The sequence below is a fragment of the Arthrobacter zhangbolii genome, assembly GCF_022869865.1.
Lineage (GTDB): Bacteria > Actinomycetota > Actinomycetes > Actinomycetales > Micrococcaceae > Arthrobacter_B > Arthrobacter_B zhangbolii.
This window is the reverse complement of the sequence record NZ_CP094984.1, coordinates 2610640-2633004: the sequence shown is the minus strand read 5'-3', so window position 1 is coordinate 2633004 and position 22365 is coordinate 2610640. Positions and strand designations below refer to the sequence as shown.

Sequence of the window (22365 nt, the reverse complement as noted above, 5' to 3'; positions counted from 1 at the left end):
TGGCAGGAGGCCACCCCTAATGGCCGGCTACGTCCTTCGACGTGTACTTCAAATGATCCCCGTATTCTTCGGGGCAACATTCCTTGTCTATTTCCTGGTCTTCTCCCTGCCCGGCGATCCGATTGCCGCCCTGTTCGGTGACAAGCCGGTCAATGAGGCCGTCGCCGCGCAGCTGCGAAGCCAGTACAACCTGGACCAGCCCTTCATCGTGCAGTATCTGCTGTACCTGAAGAACCTGGTGACCTTCGACCTCGGCGTCGACTTCTCCGGACGTGAGGTCTCCGCCGTTTTGGCCCAGGCCTTCCCGGTGACCATCCGCCTCGCCATTCTGGCGCTGATCTTCGAAGCCGTCTTCGGCATTATCTTCGGCCTGATCGCCGGTCTGAAGAAGGGCAAGATCTTCGACAGCACGGTCCTGGTTGTTTCCCTGATCGTCATCGCCATTCCCGTGTTCGTCCTCGGTTTCCTGCTGCAGTTCATCGTGGGCGTCAAGCTCCAATGGACTTCTCCCACCGTCGGCGGCGATGCCGGGTTCACGGACCTGATACTGCCGGCCCTGGTACTGGGCCTGGCATCCTTCGCCTATGTGCTGCGCCTGACGCGCACTTCCGTGATCGAAAACATGAATGCCGACTATGTCCGTACCGCCACCGCCAAGGGCCTGTCACGGCCGCGCGTGGTTACCGTGCACATTCTGCGCAACTCACTGATCCCCGTTGTGACCTTCCTCGGGGCAGACCTGGGTGCGCTCATGGGCGGCGCCATTGTCACCGAAGGCATCTTCAACGTCCCCGGCGTGGGGCAGCGACTTTACCAGTCCGTCATCAGGGGAGAAGGACCCACGATCGTGTCGATCGTGAGTGTCCTCGTCTTCGTCTACGTCATCGCCAACCTTCTCGTAGACCTCCTGTACGCCTGGCTTGATCCGAGGATCCGTTATGCATAAAGACACCGCAAGCACCGAGCATTATGTGGCACCGCTGGAGGAAACCCCTCTGGCCGAAACCGACAGTGTCAAGGAAGAGACCAAGGCGCTGAGCCTGTGGGGCGAAGCCTGGCGTAACCTGCGCACGCAGCCGCTGTTCATCATTTCGTCCCTGCTGATTCTGCTGATCCTGACCGTGGCCGCGTTCCCGGGCCTGTTCACCAGCGCTTCCCCGGATGAAGGCTGCCTGCTGGCCAACTCCGACGGCGGCCCCGCCGCCGGGCACCCGCTCGGCTACACCTTCCAGGGCTGTGACGTTTACGCCCGGGTTATCTACGGCACACGTGCCTCCGTCCTGGTCGGCCTGCTGACCACCATTGCCGTTGTTGTCATCGGCGGCATCCTGGGTGCGCTGGCCGGTTACTACGGCGGCTGGCTCGACGCGATCCTGGCCCGCCTCGGCGACATCTTCTTCGCACTGCCGCTGATCCTCGGCGCCATCATCATCATGCAGCTGCCGGCTTTCCGGGAGAACCGGACCATCATCACAGTGGTCTTTACGCTGTTGATATTCGGCTGGCCGCAGGTGGCACGTATTACCCGCGGCGCCGTGATCTCCGTCCGCAACGCGGACTTTGTGGTGGCCTCGCGTTCCCTGGGTGTTTCGAAGTTCTCCGCGCTGATGAAGCACGTGATCCCGAACTCCCTCGCCCCGGTGATCGTTATCGCCACCATCTCCCTGGGTACGTTCATCGTTGCCGAGGCAACGCTGTCCTTCCTGGGCATCGGACTGCCGCCCAGCATCATGTCGTGGGGCAATGACATCTCGGCTGCACAGACCTCGTTGCGGTCAAACCCCTCAACGCTGCTGTGGCCCGCCGCCGCACTGTCCATTACCGTGCTGAGCTTCATCATGCTCGGCGACGCGGTCCGTGATGCTCTTGATCCGAAGGCGCGCAAACGATGACCATCAATACCGAAAAGACGGCGGCCGTCCAGCCGCTGCTGGAAATCCGCGACCTTGCGATCAGCTTCTCCACCGCCAACGGCGAGGTTGAAGCTGTCCGGAACGCACATCTGACGGTTATGCCCGGCGAGACCGTGGCCATCGTTGGTGAGTCCGGTTCGGGCAAGTCCACCACCGCCCTGGCCGCCATCGGCCTGCTCGCCGGCAACGGCCGGGTCAGCGGGGGACAGATCATCTTTGACGGGGAGGACATCTCCCAAGCCAGCCCCAAGCGGATCCAGGAACTGCGCGGCAGCTCCATCGGCATGGTGCCTCAGGACCCGATGTCCAACCTGAACCCGGTCTGGAAGATCGGTTTCCAGGTCAAGGAAACCCTGCGGGCCAACGGGCTGCCGCACGCCCCGGCGGACATTGCCAAGGTGCTGGAGCAGGCCGGACTTCCGGATGCCGCACGGCGGGCAAAGCAGTACCCGCATGAATTCTCGGGCGGTATGCGTCAGCGTGCCCTCATCGCCATCGGCCTGTCCTGCCGCCCCCGTCTGCTGATTGCTGATGAGCCGACGTCGGCGCTGGACGTGACTGTCCAGCGGCAGATCCTGGACCACCTGGGCACCCTGACCGACGAACTGGGCACCGCCGTGCTGTTGATCACGCACGACCTTGGCCTGGCTGCTGAACGCGCCCAGAAGGTTGTTGTGATGTACAAGGGCCAGGTTGTCGAGTCCGGGCCCGCCCTGGAGATCCTCACCAACCCGAGGCACCCGTACACCCGCAAGCTGGTCGAATCAGCACCGTCCCTGGCCTCCAAGCGGATTGACTCCGCGAAGAGCCTGGGCCTGGAGAGCGCGGACCTGCTGACCTCGGAGGACGAAACGAAGCTGAAGGCAGCGGACAACGTCATTGAGGTCAAGGATCTGACCAAGGTCTTCAAGCTGCGCAGCGGGCTGGGTAAGTCCACGGACTTCACGGCCGTGGACAACGTGTCCTTCAACATCAAGCGCGGCACCACCACCGCCGTCGTGGGTGAGTCCGGTTCGGGCAAGTCCACCGTGGCACGGATGGTCCTGAACCTGGAGACGCCCACCAGCGGTTCCATCCTGTTCAACGGGGTGGACATGACCACGCTGAACTCGAAGCGCCTGTTCGAGTTCCGGCGCCGGGTACAGCCGATCTTCCAGGATCCCTACGGCTCCCTGGACCCGATGTACAACATCTTCCGCACCATTGAAGAGCCGTTGCGGGTGCACAAGATCGGCAACGCGAAGAGCCGCGAGGCCAAGGTGCGTGAGCTGCTGGACCAGGTGGCCCTGCCCTCCTCGGTGATGCGCCGGTTCCCGAACGAGCTCTCCGGCGGTCAGCGCCAGCGCGTCGCTATTGCCCGGGCCCTGGCGCTGGACCCCGAAGTGGTGATCTGTGATGAAGCCGTCTCGGCGCTCGACGTGCTGGTGCAGGCGCAGATCCTGAACCTGCTCGCGGACCTGCAGTCCGAACTGGGGCTGAGCTACCTGTTCATCACCCATGACCTGGCCGTGGTGCGCCAGATCGCGGACTACGTCTGTGTCATGGAAAAGGGCAAGCTGGTGGAAACCGGAAGCACGGACGACGTGTTCGACAATCCGCGCGAGGCCTACACCCAGGCCCTGCTGGCAGCCATTCCCGGGTCGCGGCTCGAACTGCCGCCCGAGGTCGCCTAGCAGCCGGCGGTTCGGCAGAAAGGCGGGGGACCGGTACGGTTCCCCGCCTTCTCTGTGTCCGGCGAAGGGGGCGGTTAAAATCCCGCATTAGGGAAGATATGGTCTTGGGACTAGAATGTTAGCGTGCCCGCTGACGGCGGGGCCTTCGGTGGATTCTGACTGGTGATTGAGCAAGAGATTGAATCAGCATTCGTACAGAACAGCCGGATACGCCGGGACCAAACCCGGCCGATATGAAACACCCCGAACTGATCTCCTATGAATTGAGTCCTCACGCATGTCAGAAACCAACACGGCTGTAAACAGCGCAGTGCGAAGCGATCTCCGCAACGTTGCTATTGTGGCCCACGTTGACCACGGTAAGACGACCCTCGTCGACGCCATGCTGAAGCAGACGAACTCGTTTGCCGCCCACGGAGACGTGGAAGAACGCGTGATGGACTCCGGTGACCTGGAGCGCGAAAAGGGCATCACCATCCTGGCCAAGAACACCACTGTGTTCTACAACGGCCCGGCTGCCAACGGCGAAACCATCACCATCAACGTTATTGACACCCCCGGCCACGCCGACTTCGGCGGCGAGGTCGAGCGCGGCCTGTCCATGGTCGACGGCGTTGTCCTGCTGGTTGACGCCTCGGAAGGCCCGCTGCCCCAGACGCGCTTCGTGCTGCGCAAGGCACTTGCCGCGAAGCTGCCGGTAGTCCTGCTGGTCAACAAGACCGACCGTCCCGATGCCCGGATTGACGAAGTTGTCAGCGAGTCCATGGACCTGCTGCTCGGCCTGGCCTCCGACCTCGCGGACGAAGTTCCGGACCTCGACCTTGACCTGGTCCTGAACGTTCCCGTTGTCTACGCCGCAGCCCGCGTCGGTGCCGCCTCCCTGGAGCAGCCGGCCGACGGCGAAGCCCCCGCGAATGACAACCTGGAACCGCTGTTCCAGACCATTCTGGAGCACATCCCGGCCCCGACCTACGATCCCGAAGGTGTCCTGCAGGCGCACGTCACCAACCTGGACGCATCTCCGTTCCTGGGCCGCCTCGCCCTGCTGCGTATCTTCAACGGCACCCTCCGCAAGGGCCAGCAGGTTGCCTGGGCCCGCCAGGACGGCACCATGAAGACCGTTAAGATCACCGAACTCCTCGCCACCAAGGCACTGGAGCGCGTACCCACCGAATCCGCCGGCCCCGGCGAGATCGTGGCCGTTGCCGGCATCGAGGACATCACCATCGGTGAGACCCTGACCGACGTCGACAACCCCAAGCCGCTGCCGCTGATCACCGTGGATGATCCCGCGATCTCCATGACCATCGGTATCAACACCTCGCCGCTGGCCGGCAAGGTCAAGGGTGCCAAGGTCACCGCCCGCCAGGTCAAGGACCGCCTCGACAAGGAACTGATCGGCAACGTCTCGCTCAAGGTCCTGCCGACCGAGCGTCCGGATGCCTGGGAAGTCCAGGGCCGAGGCGAGCTCGCCCTGGCCATCCTCGTGGAGCAGATGCGCCGCGAAGGCTTCGAGCTGACCGTGGGCAAGCCGCAGGTGGTCACCAAGACCATCGACGGCAAGATCCACGAGCCGATGGAACACATGACCATTGACGTACCCGAGGAATACCTCGGCGCCGTCACCCAGCTGATGGCCGCCCGCAAGGGCCGGATGGTCAACATGGCCAACCACGGCACCGGCTGGGTCCGGATGGAATTCATCGTCCCCGCCCGCGGCCTGATCGGCTTCCGCACACGCTTCCTCACGGAAACCCGCGGTGCCGGTATCTCCGCATCCATCGCCGAAGGCTACGAGCCGTGGGCCGGCCCCATCGAGTACCGCACCAACGGTTCGATGATCGCCGACCGCGCCGGTGTGGTGACCCCGTTCGCCATGATCAACCTGCAGGAACGCGGCTCCTTCTTCGTGGAGCCCACCTCCGAGGTCTACGAAGGCATGATCGTCGGCGAGAACTCCCGCGCCGATGACATGGACGTGAACATCACGAAGGAAAAGAAGCTCACCAACATGCGTGCAGCTTCCTCCGACACCTTCGAGAACCTCACCCCGCCGCGGAAGCTGACCCTGGAAGAATCCCTCGAATTCGCCCGTGAGGACGAATGCGTGGAGGTCACGCCGGAGTCCATCCGTATCCGCAAGCTGATCCTTGACGCCAATGAGCGCGCCAAGGCCTACCGCGCCCGCGCAAAGAACTAGCACCATCTCCACTTCGGCAGATTCCGGCAAGAGGTCCCCGCGCTGGCGGGGGCCTCTTGCCGCTGTGGTTGGCGGCATCCTTGCCGCGGTGCTCGGCACCTCTCTGCATAACCACGTGGTGTATGCGGGAGAGACCGGGCTGCCGGTGGGTGCGCTTCTGGCCGTGGTGTTCAGCTGCGCCGTGGCACTGCTGGTGGGCCTGTGGCGGCGCAACGCCGTCCTCAGTGCCGTCACAGGTGCAGTGACCTATCTGGTGCTGGGCCTGTTCTCCCTCGATCTGCTGAACGAGGCGCCGCTGATTGTCACCGGCGCCAGCGCCGAGGAGCAGCCTCCAGTGGTAACCGCCGGGCTGCTGTGGCTGTTCGGGCAGGCCGTGGCCACCATCGCTGCCGTGCTGATCTGCGCACGGGTGCTGGGCAGGGACCGCAATGCCGGGCGCCCGCCCGTGGCAGGGCCCTGACAGGCAAAAATCCCATGTATCGGCAAAGGCCGCTGGAAGATACCTTCCGGCGGCCTTTGGCATTATCCGGCCGGCACGTCTGCCCGACGGGCACTTCCGCCTGGAGAGGGTGCTCAGGCGGGGAATTTCCGTTCCCTGCGAGGCGGGGCCGGAGGAACCGGTTTGGCAGCCGTTATGAGCGGATAGGGGATCAGTACGTCGCCGCGCCGGGTGGAGACGGTGCAGTCGCCGCTGCCGGCCCGGAGCAGGACGCCCAGGGCGTCCGTGAAGCCGCCCTCAATCCGGTAGCGCACCACCACGCGCTCACCGGGTGCCAGCCGCTGCAGGAGATCGGCAGGGTGCTCGGGGTTCATGCCTCCATCCTACGTCCGGGTCCGGATGCAGCCGGGGCGTCCCGACTGGGAGATAATGGTTTCGGCTACTAACGTGGAACCAACACCCCAAGCGAACCCCGCCGGAAACGGCGGCGGTCCGCAGATCAGGAAGGCAAGGGACGTGACGTACGTAATTGCGCAGCCGTGCGTGGATGTAAAAGACAAGGCATGTATCGAAGAATGCCCCGTGGACTGCATCTACGAAGGCGAACGCTCCCTCTACATCCACCCGGACGAATGCGTTGACTGCGGTGCGTGCGAACCCGTCTGCCCGGTTGAGGCCATCTACTACGAGGATGACACTCCCGAGGAATGGGCCGACTACTACAAGGCCAACGTCGAGTTCTTTGATGACCTGGGTTCTCCGGGCGGTGCCGCAAAGGTCGGCAACACGCACAAGGACCACCCCATCATCGCTGCACTCCCTCCGCAGAACCAGGCATGAGCCCGGCCGTTTCCCGGGCCTTCGGCCTGAACCTGCCGGAGTACCCCTGGGACGCCATGGCGCCGTACCAGCGCCGCGCCTCGGAGCATCCCGGGGGCGCCGTAAATCTCTCCATCGGCACGCCGGTGGATCCCACACCACAAATCGTCCGTGATGCCCTCACAGAGGCGGCAGACGCCCCCGGATACCCCACCACCCATGGGACCGCCGACCTGCGGGAAGCGGTGTCGGAATGGTTTGCCCGGCGCCGCGGTGTGCCCGGGCTTGATCCTGCGGCAATCCTGCCCACGGTCGGGTCCAAGGAACTGGTGGCCTGGCTGCCGCTGCTGCTCGGACTGGGGGAGGGCGACGTCGTCGTCCGCCCCGTGGTTGCCTACCCCACCTATGACATGGGAGCGGTTTTTGCCGGCGCGACGGCGGTGGCCGCAGACAGCCTCGATGACCTCGATGAGCAGACGCGTGCCCGGGTCCGGCTGGTCTGGGTCAATTCGCCGGGCAACCCCACCGGAATTGTCCGTTCAGCGGAGTCGCTGGCTGCCTTGGTGGAACAGGCCCGCGGGGTAGGGGCTGTGGTGGCCTCCGACGAATGCTACGCAGAACTCGGCTGGGGCCGTTGGGACCCGTCCGGGGACGGGGAACCCGTGCCCAGCATCCTTGATCCGCGCGTGAGCGGCGGAAGCCATGAATCCCTGCTGGCGGTGTACTCGCTCAGCAAGCAGTCCAACATGGCCGGCTACCGGGCTGCCTTCACCGCCGGAGACCCGGCGATCATCGCGAACCTGGTCAACAGCCGCAAGCATGCGGGCATGATTGTTCCCGCCCCGGTGCAGGCTGCCATGGCCGCGGCCCTGCGCGATGATACGCATGTGGCCGCCCAGAAGGAGCTGTACCGTGCCAGGCGGGACCTGCTGGTGCCGGCGCTTGAATCCTTCGGGCTCACCATTGAACACTCCGAGGCCGGACTCTACCTCTGGGCGTCAGCGGGTGAAGACACCTGGGCCACCGTAGGCCGGTTCGCCGAGCTGGGCATAGTAGTAGGCCCCGGTGTGTTCTACGGAGACGCCGGCGCAGGCTTCGTCCGGGTTGCCCTGACCGGCACGGATGACGATGTCCGCTCAGCAGCGCAGCGGCTGGAAGCGGCGTCACAGCAGTAACGCGGCACGGAAAAAGGCGGGGGCCTGCACCGGACGGGCCCCTGTCCATGTTGCGCTTGTACAACAGTGCCTGCACCGATTAGTGGTAAGGGCACTGAAACCGGTAGCGTTTTAGCGAAATAGTTTAGCGGAATGCACTATGTCAGTCGGAAGCGGATGTACATAGCGGCGGTTTCGAAAACTCCTAAAGGAGACTTAATGACTGAGCAACCCAGTGCCAAGCTTCAGTACGGCCCAAAACCGGAAGATGAGCTTGAGCTGCCCCGTGTTGCCGCAGCGGAAGGAAACGACGGATTCGACGTTTCCAAGCTGCTGAAGCAGACCGGCACCGTCACTTTTGACCCCGGCTTTATGAACACGGCGGCCACCACGTCCGCGATCACCTACATTGATGGTGACCAGGGCATCCTGCGGTACCGCGGTTACCCGATTGAGCAGCTGGCCAAGCACTCGAGTTTCCTCGAGACCTCCTACCTGCTGATCTACGGGGAACTGCCGACCCCCACCGAGCTGGAAAACTTTGACCAGCGGATCCGCCGCCACACCCTGCTGCACGAAGACCTCAAGGGCTTCTTCGGCGGCTTCCCGCGCGACGCCCACCCGATGCCGGTGCTGTCCTCGGCGGTGAGCGCGCTGTCCACGTTCTACCAGGATTCCCTGGACCCGTTCGACGAAGAACAGGTGGAACTCTCCACGGTCCGCCTGATGGCGAAGCTCCCGGTGATTGCCGCCTACGCACACAAGAAGTCCATCGGCCAGCCGATGCTCTACCCGGACAACTCCATGAACCTGGTGGAGAACTTCATGCGGCTTTCCTTCGGCCTTCCGGCCGAGCCGTACGAAATCGATCCGGACCTGGTGAAGGCGCTGGACCTGCTCCTGATCCTGCACGCGGACCACGAGCAGAACTGCTCCACCTCCACCGTCCGTCTGGTCGGAAGCTCCAACGCGAACATGTTTGCCTCCGTCTCGGCCGGCATCAGTGCACTCTTCGGCCCGCTGCACGGCGGCGCCAACGAGGCCGTGCTGAACATGCTGCGCGACATCCAGGGCACCGGTATGGCCCCGGAGACCTTCATGGAAAAGGTCAAGAACAAGGAAGACGGCGTGAAGCTTATGGGCTTCGGGCACCGCGTCTACAAGAACTACGATCCGCGGGCCAAGATCGTCAAGGCCACGGCCCACGAAATCCTGTCCAAGCTCGGCGGCAATGACGAGTTGCTGGATATCGCCATGCGCCTGGAAGAGAAGGCCCTGGCCGATGATTACTTCATCGAGCGCAAGCTGTACCCGAACGTGGACTTCTACACCGGCCTGATCTACAAGGCCATGGGTTTCCCGGAGAAGATGTTCACCGTCCTCTTCGCCATTGGCCGCCTCCCGGGTTGGATTGCCCAGTGGCGCGAGATGATGCAGGATCCGCAGACGAAGATCGGCCGTCCGCGTCAGCTGTACACGGGTGCTCCGGAGCGTAACTACCCGCAGCGCTAACGGTTCCGCCGGTCCCGGCCTCCGGGCACGGCAGGAATGCGAACAACATAAAAGGGAAGGTCCCCGGAAAATTCCGGGGACCTTCCCTTTTATGTTGCCTTTATCTGTCTGCCTATCTGCGCTCCTGCTTGCCGGCGGGCGTTCGCGCAGGCTGGAACCCGCTCCAACGCCCGCCGGCGGGGGCGGCTAGGATCCGGCGTAACCCTCGGGGTTGTTCTTCTGCCAGCGCCAGTGGTCCTCGCACATTTGGGCCAGTGAACGCTCGGCGCGCCAGCCAAGGTCCCGGTGCGCGGCGGAGGGGTCGGCGTAGCTGACGGCGGCGTCGCCGGGCCGTCGGTCGGTGAATTCGTAGGGGATATCCTTGCCCGCAGCTTCCGAAAAAGCGGTCAGCACCTCCAGGACCGAGGAACCGTTGCCGGTGCCCAGGTTCCAGCGGAAGACACCCGCGTTTCCACGGAGGTAGTCCAGGGCGCCGAGGTGCCCGGCGGCCAGGTCCACCACGTGGATGTAGTCACGCACACCGGTGCCATCCGGGGTGGGGTAGTCGTTGCCGAAGACCAGCACCTTTTCGCGGCGTCCCACGGCAACCTGGGCCACAAACGGCAGCAGGTTGTTGGGGATGCCGGTGGGGTCTTCACCGATACGGCCCGATTCATGGGCTCCGGCCGGATTGAAGTAGCGCAGCAGCGCAATGTTCCAGCGCCCGTCCGCGGCACCGAGGTCGCTGAGGATATCCTCGATCTGCTCCTTGGTCCGGCCGTACGGGTTCACCGCGTCCAGTGGAGCATCCTCGGTGAGGGGCACCTCTTCGGAGGCGCCGTAGACCGTGGCGGAGGAGGAGAAGACCAGGGTCCGCACGTTGTGCCGGTCCATTGCCTCAAGCAGGTTGATGGTTCCCACTACGTTGTTGTGGTAGTAAAACAGGGGCTTCGCCACCGATTCGCCCACGGCCTTGAGCCCGGCGAAGTGGATGACGGCGTCAATGCTGCCGCCTTCGAATACTTCCTCGAGGGCCGCTGTGTCCAGCAGATCGGCGCGGACAAATTCGGCCTTCCGGCCGGTCAGTTCCTGAACACGGCGCAGGGATTCTTCGCTGGAATTCATGAGGTTGTCCAGCACCACCACATCGTGGCCGGCTTCAAGCAGGGCGAGGGTGGTGTGGGATCCGATATAACCGGTGCCACCGGTGACTAGAATGCGCATGGTCCTAAGCCTAAACGCTCCGCGTCGGGGATGCGCTGTCGTTACTGGGCCCCAGTACCGGGTTTTACTCCTCCGGTGGGCTGAAAACGGTTACGGCTACCTGCCCGGCGGCGGCGGGGGATTCCTCCCAGACGGCCGTCCCCACATGCCAGGTCCGCCCCTCATAGGCTACCGATTCAATGCCCAGGGCCTTGGCATTGGCCACGAACCAGGAGGCCACCGACCAGCCGTAGGTTCCACTGACGTCGGCCAGGTACAGCGGGCCGAGCACCGTGCCGCCCAGCGGTCCGTAGATCGCCTCGACAGCCGAGGCGCCGGCCGCAGGGTCGGAGGTGGTCACCGGCGCCCGCAGGGTGCAGGACAGTGCAGCGGGGGTCTGCCCGGTCAGCGCGGAGGCAAAGGCGCGTGCCGGGCCTTCGTGCTTGGCGTAGGCGTCAGGGAAGGCGCTGCGCTGCACGGCCTGCGCCGCCACGGTGATGGGCAGGTCAAGATACCCCGGGACCTGCTCCAGCCCGTTGTAGAAGGCGTTGGCGGCGTATACCGGGTCCATCACCTGTTCCTCGCTGCCCCATCCCTGGGACGGGCGTTGCTGGAACAGCCCGCGGGAATCCGGACCGGCGTCGTCGCCGTAGTTCACGTTGCGCAGTCCGGATTCCTGCAGGGCCGTTGCCAGGGCAATGGAGACGGCCCGCGGGGGCAGGCCGCGGGCAACGCCCACGCCGGAGATGATGGAGGCATTGGTGGCCTGTTCCAGCGTCAGGGAGTATTCCGCGCCGCCCACAGCCGCCACACAGCGTTCAGAGATCACCGGCGTCTGCTTCTTTCCCGAGAGGGCGGACACCGCGAACAGCACCGCGAAGGCCAGCACGCAGAGCACCAGCAGCAGGACCAGCAGCCGAAAGCTGCGGGTCTCCTGCTGCCGGAGCAATATCATGCCGTCGAAGCGTGTGCCGGGGTATCAGTTGGCGTGCAGTGCGGAGTTCAGTTCCACAGTGCGTCCGTTGCGGGGCAGCGCCTCCACGGCGCCCGTAGCGGAGTTGCGCCGGAACAGCAGGTTCGGCACACCCGAAAGCTCGGAGGCCTTCACCACCCGTGCCTCACCGCCGTCAGCAGAGGCAACACTGACGCGGGTTCCGGCGGTAACGTACAGGCCGGCTTCCACCACGCTGTCATCGCCGATGCTGATACCGACACCGGAATTGGCGCCCAGCAGCACGCGTTCGCCCAGGGTGATCTTTTCCTTGCCGCCGCCGGAGAGTGTGCCCATGATCGAGGCGCCGCCGCCGACGTCGGTCCCGTCGCCAACCACGACGCCTGCGGAGATGCGCCCCTCCACCATGGAGGTGCCCAGCGTCCCGGCGTTGAAGTTCACGAACCCTTCGTGCATCACGGTGGTGCCCTCGGCCAGGTGGGCGCCAAGGCGCACCCGCCCGGCGTCGGCAATGCGGACGCCGGAGGGCAGCACGTAGTCGGTCATGCGGGGGAACTTGTCCACCCCGTACACGGTGACCGGGCCGCGGCTGCGCAGCCGCAGGCGGACGGCCTCGAAGTCAGCCACGGCGCACGGGCCGTGGTTGGTCCAGACAACGTTGGGCAGGGAAGCGAAGATGCCGTCCAGGTTGATGCTGTTCGGTGCGGCCAGGCGGGTGGAAAGCAGATGCAGCCGGAGGTAGGCGTCGGCCGTGTCCGCGGGGGCGGCGTCGAGGTCGATCCGGGTTTCCAGCACTTCTCCGTGCGTGCCGCGGATGCCATCGGCCATGGCTTCGGCAGCGGCGTCGAGGTCGCTGCGCAGTGCGGCGTCAGCCTCGGAGGTGCCCAGAACGGGGCGGGGGAACCAGACATCGAGCACCGCGCCGTCGGAAGTGACGGTAGCCAGGCCAAGGCCCGAGGCAGTGCGGCTGTCTGTGGTTTCGGCGGGGGTGGGGGCAGAGCTTGAAGTCATGGGCTCCAGTCTACCGAGCGGTACTGTGGGACGGTGACTGATACAGCTGTGCCTTCCCTGAACCTTACCGACGACGTAGCGGAACTTACGGCCGCACTCATGGCTATCGAGAGCGTCTCCGGCAACGAGAAGACCATTGCCGACGCCGTGGAGAACGCGCTGCGCGCCTACCCGCACCTGGAGGTGTCCCGGGACGGGGACTCCGTGGTGGCCCGGACCAACCTCGGACGGACCGAGCGGGTCATCCTGGCCGGACACTTGGATACCGTGCCGCTGCCCACTGTCCCCGGCTCGCGGGGAACCGTGCCGCCGTCCTGGGACGGGGACGTCCTGTACGGCCGCGGCGCAACGGATATGAAGGGCGGGGTGGCGGTCCAGCTGGCACTGGCAGCCACGCTCACCGATCCCACCCGGGACGTCACCTACATCTTCTATGACCACGAGGAAGTGGATGCGTCCCTCAGCGGTCTCGGACGCCTGGCCGAGTCCCACGCCGAGTGGCTCAGGGCGGATTTCGCGATCCTGCTGGAGCCCACCAACGGGACCGTGGAGGGCGGTTGCAACGGCACCATGCGCTTCCACGCCACCACTACCGGCAGGGCGGCACACTCCGCCCGTGCCTGGATGGGGGAGAACGCCATCCACGCCGCCGCTGAAATCCTGGTGCGGCTGCGCGACCACTCACCCGCCACGGTATCGGTGGAGGGACTCGATTACCGGGAATCGCTCAACGCGGTAAAGGTATGGGGCGGAACAGCAGGCAACGTCATCCCCGATGCCGCCACGGTGGAAATCAACTACCGCTTCGCCCCGGATAAGAGCGTCGCGGAGGCCGAAGCCTATGTCCGGAACCTGCTGGCCGGATTCGACGTGGTCCGCACCGATGCGGCAGCCGGCGCCCGTCCGGGCCTGACCCTACCGGCAGCAGCGAGTTTCGTCGCCGCCGTGGGCGCAGAGCCGAAGCCCAAGTACGGATGGACCGACGTCGCGCGGTTCAGCGCGCTGGGAGTTCCCGCGGTGAACTTCGGGCCGGGGGATGCGCTGCTGGCCCACACGGACAACGAACATGTGGACGCCGCCGCCATCCGCACGTGCCTGGCGTCGCTGCGCACCTGGCTGAGCTGAGCCTGCCCGTCCGGGACGGGACGAGGCTCAAAAAGGACGCACGAAAAGGGGAGGACAGGCGTATGAACTGCTCCCCGAAAGTTGGACTGAGAAATCAGTTCTGACTTTCGGGGAGCAGTTTTTGCAGAAGAGCAGTTCGTTATCCGAGGAACAACGCAAGGCCGCGGTAGCGTTGTTCGAGACCGGTTGGGGTCCCAACTCCGTAGCAACAAGGCTCGGGGTGCGCGTGAAAGCAATCCGCCGGCTATACGACCGGTGGAGAGTTCGCGGAGGTTCGACGCTAGTGGCCAAGCCAACCAAACGCTTGTTCTCCTTCGAGTTCAAACTCGATGCCGTGCGCCGATTTCAAGCTGGAGAGAGCAAAGTCGCCCTGGCTAAAGAGCTCCAGCTGTCCTCTCCGCAGCTGATCGAGAAGTGGGCACGTCAGTACCGGGCGGAAGGCGAAGACGGACTGCGCGCGAAGCCCAAGGGCCGCCCGAAGACAAATCCTGAGGCATCGACGCAGCCAGAGTCAGAGATACAACGATTGCGCCGCGAGAACGAGCGTCTGCGGGCAGAGGTCGCGTTCCTGGGAAAAGTGCAGGCCTTGAGGGACGAGGAACGGCCGTAAAGGTCCGCGCTGTCATCGCTCTCAAGGCCGAACACCGGCTGGACGTGCTCCTGGACGTCGCGGGCCTGGCCCGTTCGACGTTTTTCTATCATCAGGCCCGCTTCCAGCGCCCAGACCCGCAAGCTGAGATTAAGGCTGCCGTGAGGGAGATCTTCGAGAAGAACCACGGCCGGTACGGGCACCGCCGCATTCATACTGAGCTGCTCAAGCACGGGTGGACGGTGGCGAAAAAGACCGTGTTGAAGCTGATGCGTTCGCTGCGGCTGGTCTGCAAAGTACGGCGAAGGAAGCGTTACGTCTCCTACCGCGGTGAACAGGGCGTGGTGGCACCGAATCTGCTGAACCGGGAGTTCGAAGCTGCTGCACCGAACCAGAAGTGGGTGACCGACGTGACCGAGTTCAGCGTCGGTGACCGCAAGCTCTACCTCTCCCCGGTGATGGACCTCTTCAACCGGCAGATCATCTCGTACTCGATCGGGTTATCCCCGAATCTGGAGCTCACTAACTCCTCGCTGCGTGAAGCCCTCACCGGTCTCGAGCCCGGGGCGCAGCCGCTCGTGCATTCGGATCAGGGATTCCAGTATCAGCACGTCTCGTGGCGGACGCTGCTGAAGAACGCCGGAGCGGTCCAATCGATGTCCCGCAAGGGCAACTGCTACGACAACGCGGTGATGGAGAACTTCTTCGGACACCTCAAGGAGGAACTCTTCCACCGGGTCCGGTTCCTGAACACCGATGCCCTGAGGGCCCAGCTGGATGAGTACATCCGCTGGTACAACACTGAACGTATCTCGACAAAGCTCGAGGGCCTGAGCCCGGTGCAATACCGTGCTCAGGCCCTCGCGGCCTAGACTTTTATTTGGCCAGTCCAACTTTCGGGGACCAGTTCAGTACACCTGTCCTCCCCTTTTCGTGTCGTTCCGGGTCCGTCGGCTATTTCACCGGAGCGGGAGCCTCGACTCCTTCGGGTTCGATGGTGTCTTCGATCTTGAGCAGCTTCCCGGCCCGGGCACCAAGACGCCGGGAGAGGCGCTGCGCCGCGAACGTGAGCAGGAAGTTCAGCAGGATGAAGATCGCCGCCGTGACCAGCAGTGCCGGCAGGATATTGCCTTCGCCGGATGCCAGGCGGCGGGCATATTCGAGGAGCTCGGTGTAGCCGATGAAGGTACCCAGTGCCGAGTCCTTCAGGATCACCACAAACTGGCTCAGCAGTGCAGGGAGCATGGCCACCAGCGCCTGCGGCATTTCGATGGAGCGCAGTGACTGTCCCGGGGTGAGGCCAATGGCCAGGCCCGCCTCACGCTGGCCCTTGGGGAGGCCGAACACGCCGGAGCGCACCAGTTCGGCAATGACCGAACCGTTGTACAGGGTCAGGGCAATGACCACGGCCCAAAACGGCACCTGTGCCGGATCCACCGACGTGGACTTCGAGAGGAACTGGTAGAAAAACACCATCATCAGCAGCACCGGTACGGCGCGGAAGAATTCCACCACGATCCCGCAGGCCCAGCTGATCGGCTTGAAGGTGGAAAGCCGGCCGATGCCGAAGAGCAGGCCGAAGGCAATGGAGGCGACCACGGCGACGGCGGCAGCCTTCAGAGTCGAAAGCAGGCCCGGCAGGAGGTAATACTGCCAGGTGCCCCATTCCAGGAACGGCGTCCACTTGGCGGCCTCGAACTGGCCCTTTTCCGCCAACCCGGATCCTGCCACCCAGAGCAGCCCCAGGACCAGCAGGATGCCCAGGATATTGGCGATTCGGATGTTCCGGCGTGCCTTGGGTCCCGGAGCATCAAACAGGACGTTCTGTGCGCTCATCGTGCGACCGCCAGTTTCTTCGAGGCCCAGGTGGTGAGCAGGCCGATGGGGATGACAATGATGACGTAGCCGATGGCAAAGGTCAGGAAGATCTGCGTCATCAGGTTGGGGTAGAACTCAATCATTGTTTTCATCGTGCTGGAGGTTTCCACGGCAACGCCGGCCGTGGCAGCCACGGTGGTGTTTTTCACCAGGGCAATCAGCACGTTGCCCATCGGGGCAATGGCGCCGCGGAAGGCCTGCGGCATGATGATAATCCGTGCGGCCGGCAGGAAGCCCAGGCCGATGGCCCGGGCGGCTTCCGCCTGGCCCAGCGGAACCGTGTTGACGCCGCTGCGGATGGCTTCACAGAAAAAGGCCGCGTGGTAGACCGTCAGGGACAGGACCGCCAGGCGGAAGAAGTTGGTGGTGAAGTCCGAGGACAGGCTGACATTCAGCTGCGACCACAGGGCGAGCGAACCGAACACCATGATGATGGTCAGCGGGGTGTTCCGGAAGATATTCACGTAGGCAGCACCGAACCACTGCAGGCTGGGGATCGGGGAGATCCGCATCATTGCGAGGACGGTGCCCAGAATCAGCGACCAGAGAGCCGCCCAGAACGCGAGCTGGATGTTAACCCAGAAAGCGCCGACGACGTCGTACTGCTCGAAGAGGGCAGTAAAACCCTCCATGTTTCACCTCTTTATGGTGGACGAAGCCCGGGCCGGGAAAGCGGAGTGCTTTCCCGGCCGCGGGGTGGAACGGACGGTGCCTCAGGCACCGGAGGTACTGGTTAGGCGCAGGCATCCATCGTCGGCGGGTTCAGCTCCGCGTTGAAGGTGTAGTCGGCTCCCTCGGTGTTCTTCTTGATGGCTTCTTCCCAGGCGCCGTCGTCGATCATCTTGGTGATCGCGGTGTTGACGTCCTCGCACTTCACGAGGCTGCCTTCCTTCGGCAGGCCCACGCCGTACTTCTCTTCGGAGAAGGTGTTGCCCACTACCTTGAACTTGCCCTTGTTGGCGTCCGTGGAGGCCAGGCCGGCGAGGATGATGTCATCGGTGGTCACGGCGTCAATGGAGCCGCCCTGCATGGCCGTAACGCACTCGGCGTAGCTCGGCTGTTCCAGCAGGTTCACGCCGGCGGCGTAGTTGTCCTTGATCTTCTGGGCGGAGGTGGAGCCGGTGACGGAGCACAGGTTCTTGCCGTCCAGGTCCTCGGGGCCGGAGATGTCGCTGTCGGAGGGAACCAGCAGGTCCTGGCCGGCCACAAAGTACGGTCCGCCGAAGGCAACCTTCTCCTTGCGGGTATCCGTGATGGAGTACGTCGCGAAGATCATGTCCAGCTGGTCGTTCTCGAGCATGTTCTCGCGCTGTGCGGAGGGGCTGGAGATGAACTCGATCTGGTCCTCGGGGTAGCCCAGCTCGTTGGCCACGTACTTGGCGACGTCTACGTCGAAGCCGGTGTACTCGCTGCCGTCCTTGAAGCCCAGGCCCGGCTGGTCGAACTTGATGCCGATGCGGATCTTCTCGCCGGAGCCTTCGGTGCTGCCGGAATCCGAGCCGGAATCCCCGCCGCAGGCGGACAGGGTGAGTGCGGCAACGGCAGCGATTGCGGCCGCGGCGTAACGGGTCTTGCGCATGATTTCTCCTTGCATTGCGGTGCTCCGGTGAAACGGGGCACCTAGCCTCATAAGGATTTCCCCCAACTGGTGAAACCCCGGTATTGCGGTACTGCCGGTATTACGTGGACGGTCTAGTGCGAAAGGATTTTGCCCAGGAAGTCTTTGGCCCGGCCGCTCTTGGGATTCGTGAAGAATTCCTCGGGCGTTGCCTCTTCGACGATCTTTCCGTCGGCCATAAAGATGACGCGGTCTGCGGCCTTGCGTGCGAAGCCCATTTCGTGCGTGACCACCACCATGGTCATGCCTTCCTTGGCCAGGCCGACCATGGTGTCCAGGACCTCGTTGATCATTTCCGGGTCCAGCGCCGAGGTGGGCTCATCAAAGAGCATGACCTTGGGCTTCATGGCGAGTGCGCGGGCGATGGCCACGCGCTGCTGCTGACCGCCGGAGAGCTGGGCCGGAAGCTTGTTGGCCTGGTTGGCAACGCCGACCCGCTCCAGCAGCTCCATGGCCAGTTTCTTTGCCTCGGCCGGCTTGGACTTGCGGACCTTCACCGGCCCCAGCGAGACGTTGTCCAGGATGGACTTGTGCGCAAAAAGGTTGAAGGACTGGAAGACCATCCCGACGTCGGCGCGGAGCTTGGCCAGGGCGCGGCCCTCGGCCGGCAGGACAGCGCCGTCGACGGTAATCTCGCCGTCGTCGATGGTTTCGAGACGGTTGATCGCACGGCACAGGGTCGACTTGCCGGATCCCGAGGGACCGATCACGACGACGACCTCACCGCGGGCGATGTCGAGATTGATGTTCTGCAGGACGTGGAGGTCCCCGAAGTGCTTGTTCACGTTCTTCAGCGAAACAAGCGGTGCAGCGGATTCAGGCGCGGACGTGCCTGGGGTTGTGTCACTGGTCATAAGGAAAATCTAACCAGATTATGTTGCAGGCATGTGTCAGGGGCCACTTGGAGCGGTAATTGTGACTCAAGAGCAACCTAAATCGGATGATGCGGGCCGATGAGTATGATCGCGTTGCCAGCGGCGCCATCGCGGCTAGCCTAGAGGCATGCCTACGAGTGAAGAGCACCTGACCCAGAACGCCCCGCGGAAGCGCGGACCGGTGGAGTTGCGGCGCGGCGCCGCCCTGACGCCTCAGTCGGACCGGTTCCTGCTGGACTCCGCAGGCTCGAGCCATTTCACGCATACCGATCCGTGGCGGGTGTTGCGGATCCAGAGCGAGTTCGTGGAGGGATTCGGCACCCTCTCCGAACTCGGGCCGGCAGTCAGTGTCTTCGGATCAGCCCGCAGCGTGCCGGGCTCGCGCTATTACAAGCTTGGCGAGGAAGTTGGCCGGCTGCTGGCGGAAGCCGGGCTGGCCGTGATCACCGGGGGCGGGCCTGGTTCCATGGAGGCGGCGAACAAGGGTGCCGTGGGCGCGGACGGGCTGTCGGTGGGACTGGGCATTGAGCTGCCCTTCGAAACCGGCCTGAACGAATGGGTGGATCTCGGCGTGAACTTCCGCTATTTCTTTGTGCGGAAGACCATGTTCGTGAAGTACGCCCAGGGTTTCATTGTCCTGCCGGGAGGCTTCGGCACGCTGGATGAACTGTTTGAGGCCATGACCCTGGTGCAGACACAGAAGGTAACCTCCTTCCCGATTGTGCTGGTCGGCTCCGAGTTCTGGAACCCGCTGCTGGACTGGATCCGCGAGACGCTGCTGGCCGAGGGCATGGTGGCGGAAACCGACCTGAAGCTCATCCACGTGGTGGATGACCCGGCCGAGGCAGTGCGGCTGATGATTGCGGACAGCGCCGGCCACGTCTCTCCGTAGCGCGCATCTGGCACGATGGTCCTGTGACACTCCTTCTGGTATTCCTTGCCATTGCCGTCCTTGGCGTGGCGGCGGCGTTCTCCTCCGGGCGGTTGCGTTCGGCTTCAGCTGAGCAGGATTCCGGGGTAGTCCGGGGCCCGGCGGAGGTGCAGGGCCTGGCCGAGCCGGACCCTCGGCTTCCCCCGGTGCTGCTGCCGCAGGATCCGGGGGCGGATGACATTTCGCGGCTCCGCCTCTCCGTGGCCCCCCGTGGGTACCGGATGGACCAGGTGGACGCGGTACTGGAGCGGCTGGCCCAGGCCCTGGCGGAGAAGGACGCGCGGATCGGCAGGCTTGAGGCTGAACGCCGGGGGCACGGTCAGGACGCGGCGCCAAACGGAGAGTCCGCGTGAGCGCCCTGCCCGGCGCGGACGGGCAGCTGCGCTGCGGGTGGGCGCTGGCAAGCCCGGATTACCAGCACTACCACGACACCGAGTGGGGCAGGCCGGTGGAGGGCGACCGCGCCCTCTTTGAACGGCTCAGCCTGGAAGCCTTCCAATCCGGCCTCAGCTGGATCACCATCCTGCGCAAGCGGGAGGCTTTCCGCGCGGCTTTCGCGGACTTCGAGCCGGCAGCGGTCGCCGCCTTTGGCGACGCCGACCGGGAGCGGCTGCTGGCTGATCGCGGCATCGTACGCAATGCCGCGAAGATTGATGCTGTGATAGCCAATGCGCGGGCGTTGCTGGCGCTTCCGGATGCCGGCGGACTTGGCGGCCTGCTCGAACGCTACCGGGCCCCGGCAGGCAGGCCGGCTCCCCGGACCTCCGCGGAGGTTCCCGCGTCCACACCGGAATCCGCGGCGCTCGCCGCCGCGCTGAAGAAACGCGGGTTCCGTTTTGTCGGCCCGATTACCGCGTACGCCATGCTTCAGGCCACCGGGTACGTCAATGACCACCTTGCCTCCTGTTGGGTCCGTCACGGTGGCTGACCGCATGCAGGAAACCTCCCCGGACACAACCGGCCGGGTGCACGCCCGGCTGCGGACTGCTGCGCGGCGGAGCGCCGCCGTCTTCTTCCGGTGGCCCTGGTATCTGCAGGTCCTCGCCCTGTGGGTGGGTGCGAGGCTCTTCTCGCTGGCGGTCCTGGCGGCTGTTGCACGGTTCCAACCGGCCGGGCCGTGGTGGGGCCCGTCCCCGTCATATTGGCAGTTCATAAATATCTGGGACGCGGAGTGGTATTCGCGTATCTATGAGACCGGCTATCCGGACACCGTCCCCAGGGACGATGCCGGGAACGCGCTTGAAAACGAGTGGGCGTTTTATGCCCTTTTTCCCTTGCTGGTGCGGGGCCTGGATGCGGTGACCGGCCTCGGCTGGAACCTGCTGGCGCCGATTGTTGCCATGGCGGCGGGCACTGCCGCGGCCCTGGTGATCTACCGGCTGTTCCGGCTGCGGGCAAGCCACGGGAGCGCCCTGTGGGGAGTGCTGTTTGTTGCCGTCTTCCCGGTTTCACCCATCCTGCAGATTCCCTACGCCGAGGCCCTGAACCTCCTGCTGCTGGCGGGTGCCCTGTACCTGCTCCTTGAACGCCGCTACCTCACGGCCATCCCGGTGGTGCTGCTGATGTGCCTGTCCCGGCCGGTGGGTGTTCCCTTTGCCCTGACGGTGGGGCTGATTCTGCTCATCCGCCTTGCACGACGCCGGCGGGCAGGGTTCCCCGCCCCGGAAGCCTGGCGCCTTACTGCCCTGGCGGCAGCTGCGGGCGCGGCAGCGCTGGCCTGGCCGGCCCTTGCCTGGGCTGCAACCGGGGACCTGCGCGCCTACACGGATACCGAGAGTGCCTGGCGGTTTGGGGATCTGGTCCCGTTCATGCCCTGGCTGACCATGGCCCGGAACCTGGTCGGCCCGGTTTTTGGCCCCGTTCTGCTGGCAGCCCTTCTCCTTGCCGTGACGCTGTACCTCACCTCACCGCCGGTGCGGCGGCTGGGGCTGGAACTCCAGCTCTGGTGCGCAGCGTACCTGCTGTACCTGCTGGTGTTCCTGAACCCGCAGACGAGCACCTTCCGCCTGCTGCTGCCGCTTTTCCCGCTGGCGCTTTCCACCGCGTGGCTTAGCCGTTCCCGTGCCTACCGGGGAACCGTGGCACTGACCTTCGCCGTGCTGCAGATTGTCTGGGTTGCCTGGCTCTGGCGGTGGACGCCGCTTCCGGCAGGCGGGGACTATCCGCCGTAGGTTTGTGGCACGGAACACACGAAATTTCCTCTGGCTGGCACTTGTGCGGAATAATGACAGCAATTGCCCGCGGGATCATTTATTTCGCAGGCAGCGGATTACAGGTGATCCGGTAAAACCGGCGCACTGTGAAAGGGGAATCTTAGAAATGGCTGCGATGAAACCGCGTACGGGTGATGGACCCATGGAGGTTACAAAGGAGGGGCGCAGCCTCATATTGCGGGTGCCGATTGATGGCGGCGGGCGTCTGGTGGTTGAGCTCAACGTTGAAGAGGCCGGCAAGCTGAGGGAATGCCTTTTGGGAGTTACGGGCTAGCCTTTAA

The 22365-nt window shown here is 64.4% G+C and carries 24 protein-coding genes; 16 read left to right on the top strand and 8 right to left on the bottom strand.

Going from position 1 to position 22365, the window contains the following annotated elements; genetic code table 11:
* Positions 1-19 precede the first annotated feature (19 nt).
* The 5 genes from MUK71_RS12175 (at position 20) to MUK71_RS12155 (ending at position 6246) form a co-directional block, all read left to right on the top strand.
* Entirely contained in the window at positions 20-946 is a 927-nt protein-coding gene (locus tag MUK71_RS12175) for an ABC transporter permease (protein ID WP_227903691.1), read from the top strand.
* Positions 939-1892: an ABC transporter permease gene (locus tag MUK71_RS12170; protein WP_227903690.1), complete on the top strand. Its 954-nt coding sequence runs from the start codon at positions 939-941 to the stop codon at positions 1890-1892. The genes MUK71_RS12175 and MUK71_RS12170 overlap by 8 nt, the downstream gene beginning before the upstream one ends.
* Complete coding sequence (locus MUK71_RS12165; protein ID WP_227903687.1) at positions 1889-3586, top strand: ABC transporter ATP-binding protein; 1698 nt, start codon at positions 1889-1891, stop codon at positions 3584-3586. The genes MUK71_RS12170 and MUK71_RS12165 overlap by 4 nt, the downstream gene beginning before the upstream one ends.
* A gap of 277 nt (positions 3587-3863) precedes the next feature.
* Positions 3864-5786, top strand: coding sequence for a translational GTPase TypA (gene typA, locus MUK71_RS12160; protein ID WP_227903685.1), 1923 nt, complete (start codon positions 3864-3866; stop codon positions 5784-5786).
* An 88-nt stretch (positions 5787-5874) separates the two neighbouring features.
* Complete coding sequence (locus tag MUK71_RS12155; RefSeq protein WP_227903683.1) at positions 5875-6246, top strand: hypothetical protein; 372 nt, start codon at positions 5875-5877, stop codon at positions 6244-6246.
* A gap of 113 nt (positions 6247-6359) precedes the next feature.
* Here the strand turns inward: MUK71_RS12155 and MUK71_RS12150 are convergent, their stop codons facing one another.
* Entirely contained in the window at positions 6360-6599 is a 240-nt protein-coding gene (locus tag MUK71_RS12150; RefSeq protein ID WP_227903681.1) for a putative acetyltransferase, read from the bottom strand.
* 142 nt (positions 6600-6741) lie between these two features.
* On the opposite strand from MUK71_RS12150, the gene fdxA reads away from it, so the two are divergent.
* The 3 genes from fdxA to MUK71_RS12135 all read left to right on the top strand — a co-directional run bounded on the left by fdxA (position 6742) and on the right by MUK71_RS12135 (position 9710).
* The gene (fdxA, locus tag MUK71_RS12145; RefSeq protein ID WP_227903680.1) at positions 6742-7065 is read left to right on the top strand and encodes a ferredoxin; all 324 of its coding nucleotides are present in this window, start codon (positions 6742-6744) and stop codon (positions 7063-7065) included.
* On the top strand, positions 7062-8219 hold the full coding sequence (dapC, locus tag MUK71_RS12140) for a succinyldiaminopimelate transaminase (protein WP_227903678.1): 1158 nt from the start codon (positions 7062-7064) through the stop codon (positions 8217-8219). The genes fdxA and dapC overlap by 4 nt, the downstream gene beginning before the upstream one ends.
* Before the next feature lie 198 nt (positions 8220-8417).
* On the top strand, positions 8418-9710 hold the full coding sequence (locus MUK71_RS12135; RefSeq protein WP_227903677.1) for a citrate synthase: 1293 nt from the start codon (positions 8418-8420) through the stop codon (positions 9708-9710).
* 186 nt (positions 9711-9896) lie between these two features.
* On the opposite strand, the gene galE is transcribed toward MUK71_RS12135, so the two are convergent.
* From galE to dapD, 3 genes are all read right to left on the bottom strand, one after another.
* Positions 9897-10913, bottom strand: coding sequence for a UDP-glucose 4-epimerase GalE (gene galE / locus MUK71_RS12130; protein ID WP_227928839.1), 1017 nt, complete (start codon positions 10911-10913; stop codon positions 9897-9899).
* Between the two features lie 64 nt (positions 10914-10977).
* Positions 10978-11847, bottom strand: a complete 870-nt coding sequence (locus tag MUK71_RS12125) for a transglycosylase SLT domain-containing protein (protein ID WP_227928840.1) — start codon at positions 11845-11847, stop codon at positions 10978-10980.
* Positions 11848-11871: 24 nt separating this feature from the next.
* Positions 11872-12855 (bottom strand): 2,3,4,5-tetrahydropyridine-2,6-dicarboxylate N-succinyltransferase, encoded by a 984-nt coding sequence (gene dapD, locus MUK71_RS12120; RefSeq protein WP_227928841.1) that lies wholly within the window; start codon positions 12853-12855, stop codon positions 11872-11874.
* A 33-nt stretch (positions 12856-12888) separates the two neighbouring features.
* Here dapD and dapE point away from each other — a divergent pair, with 33 nt between their 5' ends.
* From dapE to MUK71_RS12105, 3 genes are all read left to right on the top strand, one after another.
* On the top strand, positions 12889-13980 hold the full coding sequence (dapE, locus tag MUK71_RS12115) for a succinyl-diaminopimelate desuccinylase (protein WP_227928842.1): 1092 nt from the start codon (positions 12889-12891) through the stop codon (positions 13978-13980).
* Positions 13981-14263: 283 nt separating this feature from the next.
* Positions 14264-14590, top strand: coding sequence for a helix-turn-helix domain-containing protein (locus MUK71_RS12110; RefSeq protein ID WP_244802772.1), 327 nt, complete (start codon positions 14264-14266; stop codon positions 14588-14590).
* A 44-nt stretch (positions 14591-14634) separates the two neighbouring features.
* Positions 14635-15441, top strand: coding sequence for an IS3 family transposase (locus tag MUK71_RS12105; protein WP_244802774.1), 807 nt, complete (start codon positions 14635-14637; stop codon positions 15439-15441).
* Between the two features lie 82 nt (positions 15442-15523).
* Here the strand turns inward: MUK71_RS12105 and MUK71_RS12100 are convergent, their stop codons facing one another.
* The 4 genes from MUK71_RS12100 to MUK71_RS12085 form a co-directional block, all read right to left on the bottom strand.
* On the bottom strand, positions 15524-16405 hold the full coding sequence (locus MUK71_RS12100; RefSeq protein WP_227903662.1) for an amino acid ABC transporter permease: 882 nt from the start codon (positions 16403-16405) through the stop codon (positions 15524-15526).
* Positions 16402-17079, bottom strand: coding sequence for an amino acid ABC transporter permease (locus MUK71_RS12095; RefSeq protein WP_227903660.1), 678 nt, complete (start codon positions 17077-17079; stop codon positions 16402-16404). The genes MUK71_RS12100 and MUK71_RS12095 overlap by 4 nt, the downstream gene beginning before the upstream one ends.
* Positions 17080-17180: 101 nt before the next feature.
* A complete protein-coding gene (locus MUK71_RS12090) occupies positions 17181-18026 on the bottom strand; it encodes a glutamate ABC transporter substrate-binding protein (RefSeq protein ID WP_227929542.1) in 846 nt (281 codons plus the stop codon).
* Positions 18027-18139: 113 nt separating this feature from the next.
* On the bottom strand, positions 18140-18919 hold the full coding sequence (locus tag MUK71_RS12085) for an amino acid ABC transporter ATP-binding protein (protein WP_227929543.1): 780 nt from the start codon (positions 18917-18919) through the stop codon (positions 18140-18142).
* Positions 18920-19067: 148 nt separating this feature from the next.
* Here MUK71_RS12085 and MUK71_RS12080 point away from each other — a divergent pair, with 148 nt between their 5' ends.
* From MUK71_RS12080 to MUK71_RS12060, 5 genes are all read left to right on the top strand, one after another.
* A complete protein-coding gene (locus tag MUK71_RS12080; RefSeq protein WP_227903653.1) occupies positions 19068-19832 on the top strand; it encodes an LOG family protein in 765 nt (254 codons plus the stop codon).
* Between the two features lie 23 nt (positions 19833-19855).
* Entirely contained in the window at positions 19856-20224 is a 369-nt protein-coding gene (locus MUK71_RS12075; protein ID WP_227929544.1) for a DivIVA domain-containing protein, read from the top strand.
* The gene (locus MUK71_RS12070; RefSeq protein ID WP_423724629.1) at positions 20221-20799 is read left to right on the top strand and encodes a DNA-3-methyladenine glycosylase I; all 579 of its coding nucleotides are present in this window, start codon (positions 20221-20223) and stop codon (positions 20797-20799) included. Before MUK71_RS12075 ends, MUK71_RS12070 begins: the two co-directional genes overlap by 4 nt.
* Before the next feature lie 4 nt (positions 20800-20803).
* Positions 20804-22042, top strand: a complete 1239-nt coding sequence (locus MUK71_RS12065; protein ID WP_227929545.1) for a hypothetical protein — start codon at positions 20804-20806, stop codon at positions 22040-22042.
* Between the two features lie 148 nt (positions 22043-22190).
* A complete protein-coding gene (locus MUK71_RS12060; protein WP_227903647.1) occupies positions 22191-22358 on the top strand; it encodes a DUF3117 domain-containing protein in 168 nt (55 codons plus the stop codon).
* The last annotated feature ends 7 nt before the right edge of the window (positions 22359-22365 follow it).

Coding starts and splice junctions, on each gene's coding strand:
- MUK71_RS12175 (WP_227903691.1), top strand. CDS start 20: ATGGCCGGCTACGTCCTTCGACGTGTACTTCAAATGATCCCCGTATTC.
- MUK71_RS12170 (WP_227903690.1), top strand. CDS start 939: ATGCATAAAGACACCGCAAGCACCGAGCATTATGTGGCACCGCTGGAG.
- MUK71_RS12165 (WP_227903687.1), top strand. CDS start 1,889: ATGACCATCAATACCGAAAAGACGGCGGCCGTCCAGCCGCTGCTGGAA.
- typA (WP_227903685.1), top strand. CDS start 3,864: ATGTCAGAAACCAACACGGCTGTAAACAGCGCAGTGCGAAGCGATCTC.
- MUK71_RS12150 (WP_227903681.1), bottom strand. CDS start 6,599: ATGAACCCCGAGCACCCTGCCGATCTCCTGCAGCGGCTGGCACCCGGT.
- dapC (WP_227903678.1), top strand. CDS start 7,062: ATGAGCCCGGCCGTTTCCCGGGCCTTCGGCCTGAACCTGCCGGAGTAC.
- MUK71_RS12135 (WP_227903677.1), top strand. CDS start 8,418: ATGACTGAGCAACCCAGTGCCAAGCTTCAGTACGGCCCAAAACCGGAA.
- galE (WP_227928839.1), bottom strand. CDS start 10,913: ATGCGCATTCTAGTCACCGGTGGCACCGGTTATATCGGATCCCACACC.
- MUK71_RS12125 (WP_227928840.1), bottom strand. CDS start 11,847: ATGATATTGCTCCGGCAGCAGGAGACCCGCAGCTTTCGGCTGCTGGTC.
- dapD (WP_227928841.1), bottom strand. CDS start 12,855: ATGACTTCAAGCTCTGCCCCCACCCCCGCCGAAACCACAGACAGCCGC.
- MUK71_RS12100 (WP_227903662.1), bottom strand. CDS start 16,405: ATGAGCGCACAGAACGTCCTGTTTGATGCTCCGGGACCCAAGGCACGC.
- MUK71_RS12095 (WP_227903660.1), bottom strand. CDS start 17,079: ATGGAGGGTTTTACTGCCCTCTTCGAGCAGTACGACGTCGTCGGCGCT.
- MUK71_RS12090 (WP_227929542.1), bottom strand. CDS start 18,026: ATGCGCAAGACCCGTTACGCCGCGGCCGCAATCGCTGCCGTTGCCGCA.
- MUK71_RS12085 (WP_227929543.1), bottom strand. CDS start 18,919: ATGACCAGTGACACAACCCCAGGCACGTCCGCGCCTGAATCCGCTGCA.
- MUK71_RS12080 (WP_227903653.1), top strand. CDS start 19,068: ATGCCTACGAGTGAAGAGCACCTGACCCAGAACGCCCCGCGGAAGCGC.
- MUK71_RS12065 (WP_227929545.1), top strand. CDS start 20,804: ATGCAGGAAACCTCCCCGGACACAACCGGCCGGGTGCACGCCCGGCTG.
- MUK71_RS12060 (WP_227903647.1), top strand. CDS start 22,191: ATGGCTGCGATGAAACCGCGTACGGGTGATGGACCCATGGAGGTTACA.